This window comes from Bacillus sp. 0102A (assembly GCF_036765155.1).
Taxonomy (GTDB): Bacteria; Bacillota; Bacilli; order Bacillales; family Bacillaceae; genus Bacillus; species Bacillus subtilis_G.
On the sequence record NZ_JBAIZW010000003.1, the window covers coordinates 457,242 to 467,197 of the forward strand.

10 protein-coding genes and 1 pseudogene are annotated in these 9,956 nt (G+C 43.9%); 7 read left to right on the forward strand and 4 right to left on the reverse strand.

What is annotated here, in order from left to right:
• Window positions 1–14 precede the first annotated feature (14 nt).
• The gene (eno, locus tag V6D41_RS10470; protein ID WP_148962759.1) at window positions 15–1,307 is read left to right on the forward strand and encodes a phosphopyruvate hydratase; all 1,293 of its coding nucleotides are present in this window, start codon (window positions 15–17) and stop codon (window positions 1,305–1,307) included.
• A gap of 43 nt (window positions 1,308–1,350) precedes the next feature.
• Here the strand turns inward: eno and V6D41_RS10475 are convergent, their stop codons facing one another.
• Window positions 1,351–1,818 carry a GNAT family N-acetyltransferase gene (locus V6D41_RS10475; RefSeq protein ID WP_148962760.1) on the reverse strand — a complete coding sequence of 156 codons (468 nt, stop codon included), beginning with the start codon at window positions 1,816–1,818 and terminating at the stop codon, window positions 1,351–1,353.
• 126 nt (window positions 1,819–1,944) lie between these two features.
• Between V6D41_RS10475 and V6D41_RS10480 the strand changes: the two genes are divergently transcribed.
• The gene (locus V6D41_RS10480; RefSeq protein WP_333518155.1) at window positions 1,945–3,759 is read left to right on the forward strand and encodes a zinc ribbon domain-containing protein; all 1,815 of its coding nucleotides are present in this window, start codon (window positions 1,945–1,947) and stop codon (window positions 3,757–3,759) included.
• A 39-nt stretch (window positions 3,760–3,798) separates the two neighbouring features.
• Here the strand turns inward: V6D41_RS10480 and V6D41_RS10485 are convergent, their stop codons facing one another.
• Together V6D41_RS10485 and V6D41_RS10490 are read right to left on the reverse strand one after the other, a co-directional pair.
• Window positions 3,799–4,497 carry a zinc ribbon domain-containing protein gene (locus V6D41_RS10485; RefSeq protein WP_148962762.1) on the reverse strand — a complete coding sequence of 233 codons (699 nt, stop codon included), beginning with the start codon at window positions 4,495–4,497 and terminating at the stop codon, window positions 3,799–3,801.
• Window positions 4,498–4,638: 141 nt separating this feature from the next.
• Window positions 4,639–5,253, reverse strand: a complete 615-nt coding sequence (locus tag V6D41_RS10490) for a PH domain-containing protein (protein ID WP_333518156.1) — start codon at window positions 5,251–5,253, stop codon at window positions 4,639–4,641.
• A gap of 122 nt (window positions 5,254–5,375) precedes the next feature.
• On the opposite strand from V6D41_RS10490, the pseudogene V6D41_RS10495 reads away from it, so the two are divergent.
• A pseudogene (locus V6D41_RS10495) lies at window positions 5,376–5,663 on the forward strand (MarC family protein); the annotation flags it as partial.
• Window positions 5,664–5,682: 19 nt separating this feature from the next.
• Here the strand turns inward: V6D41_RS10495 and V6D41_RS10500 are convergent.
• Complete coding sequence (locus V6D41_RS10500) at window positions 5,683–6,240, reverse strand: GbsR/MarR family transcriptional regulator (RefSeq protein ID WP_333518157.1); 558 nt, start codon at window positions 6,238–6,240, stop codon at window positions 5,683–5,685.
• 263 nt (window positions 6,241–6,503) lie between these two features.
• Here V6D41_RS10500 and opuCA point away from each other — a divergent pair, with 263 nt between their 5' ends.
• From opuCA to opuCD, 4 genes are read left to right on the forward strand one after another with little or no spacing between them, the layout of a single operon-like run.
• Window positions 6,504–7,643 carry an osmoprotectant ABC transporter ATP-binding protein OpuCA gene (gene opuCA / locus V6D41_RS10505; RefSeq protein WP_148962765.1) on the forward strand — a complete coding sequence of 380 codons (1,140 nt, stop codon included), beginning with the start codon at window positions 6,504–6,506 and terminating at the stop codon, window positions 7,641–7,643.
• Between the two features lie 22 nt (window positions 7,644–7,665).
• Window positions 7,666–8,319 carry a glycine betaine/carnitine/choline/choline sulfate ABC transporter permease OpuCB gene (gene opuCB, locus V6D41_RS10510; RefSeq protein WP_087991162.1) on the forward strand — a complete coding sequence of 218 codons (654 nt, stop codon included), beginning with the start codon at window positions 7,666–7,668 and terminating at the stop codon, window positions 8,317–8,319.
• 13 nt (window positions 8,320–8,332) lie between these two features.
• A complete protein-coding gene (gene opuCC / locus V6D41_RS10515) occupies window positions 8,333–9,250 on the forward strand; it encodes an osmoprotectant ABC transporter substrate-binding lipoprotein OpuCC (RefSeq protein ID WP_333518158.1) in 918 nt (305 codons plus the stop codon).
• A 17-nt stretch (window positions 9,251–9,267) separates the two neighbouring features.
• The gene (opuCD, locus tag V6D41_RS10520; protein WP_151268712.1) at window positions 9,268–9,936 is read left to right on the forward strand and encodes a glycine betaine/carnitine/choline/choline sulfate ABC transporter permease OpuCD; all 669 of its coding nucleotides are present in this window, start codon (window positions 9,268–9,270) and stop codon (window positions 9,934–9,936) included.
• The last annotated feature ends 20 nt before the right edge of the window (window positions 9,937–9,956 follow it).

The following is a 9,956-nucleotide window of genomic DNA, read 5'->3' on the forward strand; positions in this document are numbered from 1 at the left end:
GAGAGACAAAACTCATGCCATACATTGTTGATGTTTATGCACGCGAAGTATTAGACTCTCGCGGCAACCCAACAGTTGAAGTTGAAGTATATACAGAAACAGGAGCTTTCGGCCGTGCATTAGTGCCAAGCGGAGCTTCTACAGGTGAATACGAAGCAGTTGAGCTTCGTGACGGCGACAAAGACCGTTACCTTGGAAAAGGCGTGTTAACAGCTGTTAACAACGTAAACGAAATCATTTCTCCAGAGCTTCTTGGCTTTGATGTAACTGAACAAAACGCAATCGATCAGCTTTTAATCGAGCTTGACGGTACTGAAAACAAAGGCAAACTTGGTGCGAACGCAATCCTTGGCGTATCTATGGCTTGTGCGCGCGCAGCTGCTGATTTCTTACAGATTCCTCTTTACCAATACCTTGGAGGATTCAACTCAAAAACGCTTCCTGTACCGATGATGAACATCGTCAACGGCGGAGAGCATGCTGACAACAACGTGGATATTCAAGAATTCATGATCATGCCTGTAGGTGCTCCTAACTTCCGTGAAGCACTTCGCATGGGCGCTCAAATCTTCCACAGCCTGAAATCAGTTCTTTCTGCTAAAGGAATGAACACAGCTGTAGGTGATGAAGGCGGATTTGCTCCAAACCTTGGTTCAAATGAAGAAGCGCTTCAAACAATCGTTGAAGCAATCGAAAAAGCCGGCTTCAAACCTGGCGAAGAAGTGAAGCTTGCAATGGATGCTGCATCTTCTGAGTTCTACAACAAAGAAGACGGCAAATACCATCTGTCTGGCGAAGGCGTTGTGAAAACATCTGCTGAAATGGTTGACTGGTACGAGGAAATGGTTTCTAAATACCCAATCATCTCTATCGAAGACGGACTTGACGAAAACGACTGGGAAGGCCACAAGCTTCTTACTGAGCGTCTTGGCAAAAAAGTTCAGCTTGTCGGTGACGATCTCTTCGTTACAAACACGAAAAAATTGGCTGAAGGCATCGAAAACGGCGTAGGCAACTCTATCCTGATCAAAGTAAACCAAATCGGTACATTGACTGAAACATTCGATGCAATCGAAATGGCGAAACGTGCAGGCTACACAGCTGTTATCTCTCACCGTTCTGGTGAAACAGAAGACAGCACAATCGCTGACATCGCTGTGGCAACAAATGCAGGACAAATCAAAACAGGTGCTCCGTCTCGTACGGACCGTGTTGCGAAATACAACCAGCTTCTTCGCATCGAAGATCAGTTGGCTGAAACTGCTCAATACCACGGCATTAACACTTTCTACAACTTAAACAAGTAATAAAATGACCGCCGAGATATCTCTCGGCGGCTTTTTTGTGCTTTTAGAGATCCAAATAAAGCCTCACCATATCACGGCATTGAATACCGTTTTCAAAGATCTCCTCATCATAATGTCTGATAAAAAAATCATGGTCGATCGCCTGCAGGCGAAATCCGCATTTTTGATAAAGAGAAAGCTGATGGATGCTGGAATTTCCAGTTCCAATCTCAATCACCTTTGCCCCCATATGTTTTGCTTTTTCGATGGCATCGCGGATAAGCTGCTTGCCAATGCCCTGTTTTTGCATTGCTTGTTTTACTGCGATGTTAACGATTTCTACGGTTTGCGGTCTAGTTGTGATCATCACGTATACACCAGCTAATTCACCCGATATATAAGCGGTGTAGCATTCTCCTCTGGCTATGTATTCATCAACAATTTCTTTCGACGGATCGGCGAGCAGCAGAAGCTCATACAGCGCTTGGTCATGGTTTGTAGCTTTTTGAATGGTGAGCTGTTGCATCATCATTCCACCTTTTCACATGTTTATAGAGATATTTTCGTGATTTCCTCCAATTTCATACCATTCTATTATAAAATATGTAACATAGGAAATAAGTACAAAATAGTGGATCATAAATAGGAGGAACGTCACATGTTTTGTAAGGAATGCGGTCAAAAAAATAAAGAAGGAGCCAAGTTTTGTAAAGAATGCGGCACCCCGATCGGAGGGAGCAGCAGACAGGCGCATAAAGAAACAGCAAGCGCTGCTGAAACGAGGCAGGCTCCGCGAAAACCAATCCCTAAGAAAACCATCGTTTTATGGAGCAGCATTGCCGCTGCGTGCGTCATATTATTCACCGCCTATAAAACCGGAGCGTACTTTACTTCAAAGGATAGATTAGTCGACAAGTTTGAACAGGCTGTAAAGGATGAAGATCAAGACCAAATCGCTTCTCTTCTTACGCCGGTAAATGACAAGCTTAAACTGACTAAAAAGAATGTAAAACCGTTTCTTGCGTATTTGAAGGACCATCCTGACAAAAAAGATGAGCTTTTTGCATCGCTGCGAGTTGAAACAGCTCAAAAGGATATCGTATACGCGGAGAAAGACGGGAGAAGCTTGCTCGTATTTGACCATTATGACTTAAAGATAGCACCTGTTTATTTTGAAGTGACCAGCAATTATAAAAATGCCGATCTATATGTGAATAAAGAGGATGCCGGAACGGTAAAAAAAGCGGATCAAGTACAAACCCTTGGGCCGTACATTCCCGGCGAATATACAGTCACAGCCAAACTGAAAAACGACGTGGTCGATCTTGTGAAAAAAGAAGACATTCAGGCGGTTGGCGATAATAGCTTTCGTGTTAATCTCTCATTGGAAGCAGACGATGTGACATTCAGCTTAGCAGATGACATCAAAAGCGGGAAGGGAGATTTGCTGATTAACGGCAAGTCGATTCATAAAGACCCGTTTAAATCCGTCACATATGGCCCTCTTCTGACAGACGGGTCCATGACGGCTGCGGTCGAAGCAGAATTTCCGTGGGGAAAAACAAAAACAACGGGCGTGCCAATCGACCATAAAGAAATGGAGATCACGTTAATTCCTGATCAAGATACACAGGAAACGATTTTGAACACGATTGTCAAAACAACAAAACAGTATTCCAAAGCGCTATCAGATGGAAATACAGCCCAGATGACAGAGGCGAGCGCCAAATGGAAGGCGGAGGCGAAGGATACCGTCGATTCTATGAAATACACGAATTCTTACTTAAAAGATAAATATTTAGAAACTGATTTTGACCTGGATACATTCGCTCTCTCTCAGAAAAACGACGGGACGTGGCAGGTATCGGTATCAGGAAAAGAACTTCACCAGTCTTCTTCGTATAACGACTATACAAAATCCGAAATGACTGATGACAGTCCGAGTTACGAATATCTCCTTTCATATGATAAAAAACAGAAAAAGTGGATTTTTGAAGGAGCAGAATCAACATTCGAATCGGCCGGAACAAATATAAAGAAAATCAAAAATGATAAGCCGGAGACGTACACGTCCGCCTGGGAAGGCTCGAAAAACAAAGACAGTGAAAGCTCTGCAAGCGGTAATGTGAGAGATGAACAAGTGACATTATTTATGGGCAGTTATTTGCAAAGCCAGGCAGATGCCGTAAATCAAAATCATTTCTCGCTGATGGAAGACAGCCTTGAAAAAGGCAGTTCTCTTTATTCCGACCAGCAGCATCTCGTGGCGAAATTAAATAAAGAGGGGACAACAGAAGACTTTAATAACTATGAAGTGAAAAGCTGGAGTCAAAATGGATCAGCTATCACGATTAAGACATATGAAGAATTCTATATCACAAAATCAGGCGGCAGTCCCAAACTGAGAACCTATAACTGGACCTACACAGGCACAGTGAAGAACGGAAGAATTTATTTAACGTCTATTCAATAAAAAACAACCCCCATCACCAGCAGGTGATGGGGTTGTTTTTTAAAAGAGCATATAACGGAAAATCTCTTTAATATAGTGTTCGATCATAAGCTGAAATGTAACGCAGGTGATCAGATAAATCACAATCGTTGAGTAAATGATATCAATCTTTCCTTTATATGAATGCTGATAACTGCTCAGCATCGCAGGAGGAATGGCAAAGAATGCACCGATTAAACCAACGGCTAACACGGTGAAGCAAATGTCTGTATGTAATAAAAAGAATAAAAGGGCAAGAACCAAAATAGCTGTAAACGGAATGAGAAACGCGCCAAATCTGGAAAATGAATCTTTGAAAGATACTTGGTTTCCCGCGATTTTCAAGGCGAAAAAGATCAATGCATGCAAAAAGAAAAGAAACAGGGCAAAATAAATGGTTGGCTCTAAAAAGATTGCTGTAAAGCTTACGCTGCCGGGACCGTCTGAAAAAAGAATATAAAACATCAAAGGGGTCAGCAAACTGAACAGAACCATCGTAATGATCGCGCTAATCAGCTGTTCGCCGCCCGTTGTTTTACATTCCTGATAAGGGCGTTTCAGGACGGCCAAAACAAATGAACCGAACTGTTTTGCTGCTTGCTTTGCAGCGGCTCCGGTCTGAGCTGCTTGCTGCTGGCCTGACTGACCGGGGAGCGGTGATCCGCATTTCTCACAAAACTTTCCGCCATCTGTTTGATGGCCGCATTGAGGACAATACATAAAATAACTCCTTTACCTGTAATATAGGGAAAATAGACTAATAGTTTTATTATAAAAGAAAAATGTAGTAAAGTAACCAGTATTCATACAAAAATGCCACAAAAAAGACACGAGCCTAATAGAAGCCGTGTCTTTTTTATGCTAGTTATTAATATATTTCTCAAATACATCTCCAAAATCCTTAATATGATACTGCGAGCGAACGGATGTCAGCCAAGTGAAACCGAATTCGGTCAGCTCTTTATATTGCGTTTCAAGATTGACGTGTTCGGGGCGGGTGTGGTGAAGAATTGTCACGGCTTTATCCAAGCTTTGTTCCGCCTGATTGATTAAAATATCATTTTCATAAGTTGTTTCAGCAATCCGAAGCAATGCTTTATATAGATCTTTTAACTTTTCAATTTGGTCTTTGTGCACATCGATGTCGAATTTTTCCGCGCCCAGTTTAAATTTAATCTCAACATCTAGATCGACTTTTCCCGCGGTTTCCAGAAAAACATCAGACATTTTGAATTGAGAGTAAGGATAGCGTTTTAACGTTCGTTTTGAGGAAGTGGCGCGTTCGCCGTCTACATGGATCAGAGCTAGATTTGTAAAGCAGTATTCGTCTGCTTTCGTTTTAATCAAGAAATATATTTTTTCATTGTCTTCATGCATGACATAGTCATCAGCATCTGTTTTGTCATAATCCTGAGGTTCGATAATTTTTCCGATATCAGATAAGCCCAGTGCATCTGCTGCAATTTTTTTGAACATCTGTATACGTCCTTCCTAGTCAGTTTGTCACTTCATTGTAGCATGGAGTGTTTCTGGCAGGCTACAAACGTTTTATACGTAACGGGCGGCATATTTCATTAATTATCTATTGAATGTCTTCTCATGATAAACATAAGGAAAGCCAGGAAAAAGCGGATAGGTCAGTCGTGCCTCTATCTATACCGATTATCGCAGATGCCGGCACGAGTGCGCGTCATGATCCATAGCGCCGGGCTTAGCAACGTTATTCTTGATCTCGTTGTGATGGTCGGCATAGCCTCTTTTTTCACTATTCTTCTTTCATTGAATAGCAAACTCGGGAAAATAGAGATGAATGTCATTACCAGCTGATGGGATTCATCTTAGCGGAGGTGATGATCGGTGCCGGGCTGAAAGACATGTTTTCGATACATTCAAAAAGCAGTTCCCTTACTTGCGGGAGCTGCTTTCTATTGTTTTCGGCACGTATTGAAACACTTCTTCACTTTCAAAAAAATCAATTAAGCGGCTCACCCAGTCATAGTAATTGAGCCATTCTCTTAATTCATGTAATAGCTGGTTGACTTTCTCCTCAGTCTCAGGAGTAAGCCCGTCCCTTTGCAAAAGATCAGTCAGCTCCCGGTTTAATTTTTTATACAGTACTTTGTTTTTACTCACGACCTTAGTCCAGTTCGCCGCAAATAAAGAAATGAAGGTTTGATAATAATCCTGCTCAACGTCGTAAAGATCTTTTCTTACCCCTTTTTCAAACACCTTTTCGGCAATATTGGCATCAATCATTTCACGGACCACTTGGCTCATCCGTGTTTTGCTCATGCCTGTTGCCTCTGACAGCTCGCTTAACGTCATCGGTTTTCGATTCATATAAATAATCCCAAGCACACGTCCGACAGTGGAAGGCATGCCAAACGTCTGCATATTTTCGGCAATCTTCTCAATGAGATGCTCTTCAGCATGTTCAATGATGTCGAGAGCAGTTTTTTCCACAGCTGATCATCCCTTCAAATGGCAATTGATGGAGTCAATATATCATATTTCTGCCAGTTGTTGAAAATAGCTGAATGCAGAGAAAGAGGGAGGTATCCGGCGTAATTGTAAGAACTCCCTTTACGCCTTGGTCATAACAATAAATAATCTGTAAATAACATATAATTTCAACACATTATAAACTTTTTATTTTATAAAGTTCAAACTATAATAAAGGTTATACTTTTCAGAAAATTTAAAAGGAACCTGCGGAGGTGCACGGATTGCTGAAATTGGAACAAGTGTCAAAAGTATATAAGGGCGGCAAAAAAGCTGTGAACTGCGTTGATTTAGATATTGCCAAAGGTGAGTTTATCTGTTTTATCGGCCCGAGCGGCTGCGGAAAAACGACGACGATGAAAATGATCAACAGATTGATAGAACCATCGTCAGGAAAGATCTTTATCGACGGAGAAAATATGATGGAACAGGACCCGGTAGAACTGAGGAGAAAAATCGGCTATGTGATTCAGCAGATTGGTTTGTTCCCTCACATGACCATCCAGCAGAATATCTCACTCGTGCCGAAACTGCTGAAATGGCCTGAAGAAAAACGGAAAGAACGGGCGAGAGAGCTGTTAAAGCTTGTGGATATGGGCCCGGAATATTTAGACCGTTATCCCCATGAGCTCAGCGGCGGACAGCAGCAAAGAATCGGCGTGCTGCGCGCGCTGGCTGCGGAACCCCCTCTCATTTTAATGGATGAACCGTTCGGAGCGCTTGATCCGATTACGCGTGATTCCCTTCAGGAAGAATTCAAAAAACTGCAGAGAACCTTAAACAAAACGATTGTGTTTGTCACACACGATATGGATGAAGCGATTAAGCTTGCTGACAGGATCGTGATTTTAAAAGCAGGCGAAATCGTTCAAGTCGGCACACCTGACGAGATTCTCAGGAACCCGGCCAATGAATTTGTTGAAGAATTTATCGGGAAAGAACGGCTGATCCAGTCAAGGCCGGATATCGAGCGGGTTGAGCAAATGATGAACAGAACGCCTGTGACAGTATCAGCGGACAAAACGCTTTCTCAGGCGATTCAGCTGATGAGAGAAAAACGTGTCGATTCGCTGCTCGTTGTAGACAAACAAAATGTGCTGAAGGGCTATGTTGATGTGGAAATGATTGATCAAAACCGCAAAAAAGCGAGCGTCGTTGGCGAAGTATACCGCTCGGATATGTATACCGTACAAAAAGGGGCGCTTCTGCGCGATACGGTCCGTAAGATCCTGAAGCAGGGAATTAAATATGTTCCGGTGGTGGATGAACAGAACCATTTAGCTGGCATTGTGACAAGAGCGAGCCTTGTTGATATCGTATACGATTCCATATGGGGCGAGGAAGACCAGCTCATGACGATCTGACCAGGGAAGGAGCTCTTTTAAGATGAATCAAATGATGACTTTTTTGCAAACGAACGGCGGAGAGCTACTGTATAAAACAGGAGAGCATATATATATTTCACTCATTGCTGTTGTATTGGGCATTATCGTTGCGGTGCCGCTCGGCGTTGCACTTACTAGAATGAAAAAAGGCGCAGGCGCGATTATAGGTGTCGTCAACATTGTGCAAACCCTGCCGAGTCTGGCGATTTTAGCCTTTTTTATTCCGCTTCTCGGTGTAGGGAAAGTGCCTGCGATTGTCGCTTTATTTTTCTATTCGGTGCTGCCGATCCTGCGCAATACGTATACAGGCATTAAAGGTGTAAACAAAAATCTGCTGGAATCGGGAAAGGGGATCGGCATGACCGGCTGGGAGCAGATTCGGCTCGTCGAAATCCCGCTGGCGATTCCGATCATCATGGCGGGAATCCGTACGTCAACGATCTACTTAATTGGCTGGGCGACACTTGCGTCGTTTATCGGGGGCGGCGGTCTCGGTGATTACATTTTTATCGGCCTGAACCTGTATCAGCCTGAATATATCATTGGCGGCGCCGTGCCGGTTACGATCCTGGCGATTATCATTGATTATGTGCTGGCTGTGACAGAACGGAAGGTGACGCCGAAAGGACTGCAAGGAATGAAGGAAGTTTCGTAAGGAGTTGGCTCTGTTGAAAACGAAAAAAATCAAATGGCTAGGCGCGTTCGCTCTCGCCTTTGTCCTGCTGCTTGGCGGCTGTTCTCTGCCGGGACTTGGCGGAGCTTCAGACGATACGATCAAAATCGGGGCGCAAAGCATGACAGAATCAGAAATTTTAGCGAATATGATCGCGCAGCTTATTGAACATGATACCGATTTGAATACCGCTTTAGTGAAAAACCTCGGGTCCAACTATGTTCAGCACCAAGCGATGCTTGGCGGTGATGTTGATATTTCTGCCACGCGCTATTCCGGGACGGATTTAACAAGCACCCTCGGCAAGGAAGCGGAGAAAGACCCCAAAAAAGCACTGAACATTGTGCAGAATGAATTTGAAAAGCGCTTTTCTTATAAATGGTTTGATTCCTATGGGTTTGAAAACACATATGCCTTCACCGTAACAAAAACGTTTGCGGAAAAGGAGCATCTCAACACCGTGTCTGACCTGAAGAAAAATGTCTCCCAATATAAACTGGGCGTCGACAATGCCTGGCTGAAACGGAAAGGCGACGGATATAAAGGCTTTGTCAGCACGTATGAATTTGAATTCGGCACAACCTATCCGATGCAGATCGGGCTTGTCTATGACGCGGTGAAAAACGGGAAAATGGATGCTGTTCTTGCCTATTCAACGGATGGACGGATTAAAGCCTATGATCTGAAAATCTTAACAGACGATAAACGGTTTTTCCCGCCGTATGACTGTTCACCAGTGCTTCCGGAAAAGGTGCTGAAGGAGCATCCGGAGCTTGAAGGTGTGATCAATAAGCTGATTGGGCAAATCGATACGGAAACGATGCAGGAGCTTAACTATGAGGTGGATGGCAAGCTGAAGGAGCCGTCTGTCGTAGCAAAGGAATTTTTAGAGAAACATCATTATTTTGACTAAGAAAAGAGGCGGATCATATGGAAGTACTACAGCAGCTTGGCACCTACTATTCGCAAAACGGCGGTTACGTGATGCAGGAGTTTTACCGCCATTTTCTGATGTCGGTGTACGGCGTTTTGTTTGCGGCCATTGTTGGAATACCGCTCGGCATCCTGATCGCCAGATACAGAACATTAAGCGGGTGGATTTTTGCGGTGACGAACGTCATTCAGACGATCCCGGCCCTCGCCATGCTGGCCGTGCTGATGCTTGTCATGGGGCTGGGCGCTAATACGGTGATATTGTCATTATTTCTGTATTCTCTTTTGCCGATTATCAGAAATACGTATACAGGGATTATCAGCATTGAACACGCCTATCTTGAATCCGGAAAAGCAATGGGAATGACGAAATTTCAAGTGCTGCGGATGGTCGAGCTTCCGCTTGCGCTTTCTGTCATTATGGCCGGCCTCCGCACCGCGCTTGTCATCGCCATCGGCATTACGGCCATCGGGACATTTGTCGGTGCAGGCGGACTCGGGGACATCATCGTCAGGGGATCAAACGCAACAAACGGTACCGCGATTATATTGGCGGGGGCGATCCCAACGGCTCTGATGGCGGTGATTGCCGATTTGGTCATGGGCTGGCTTGAACGCGCGTTAAGCCCGATTAAAAAGAAGAAAAACCTGGCCGGCGCCGCATAAGAAAAAACGCCTTGTGGAAA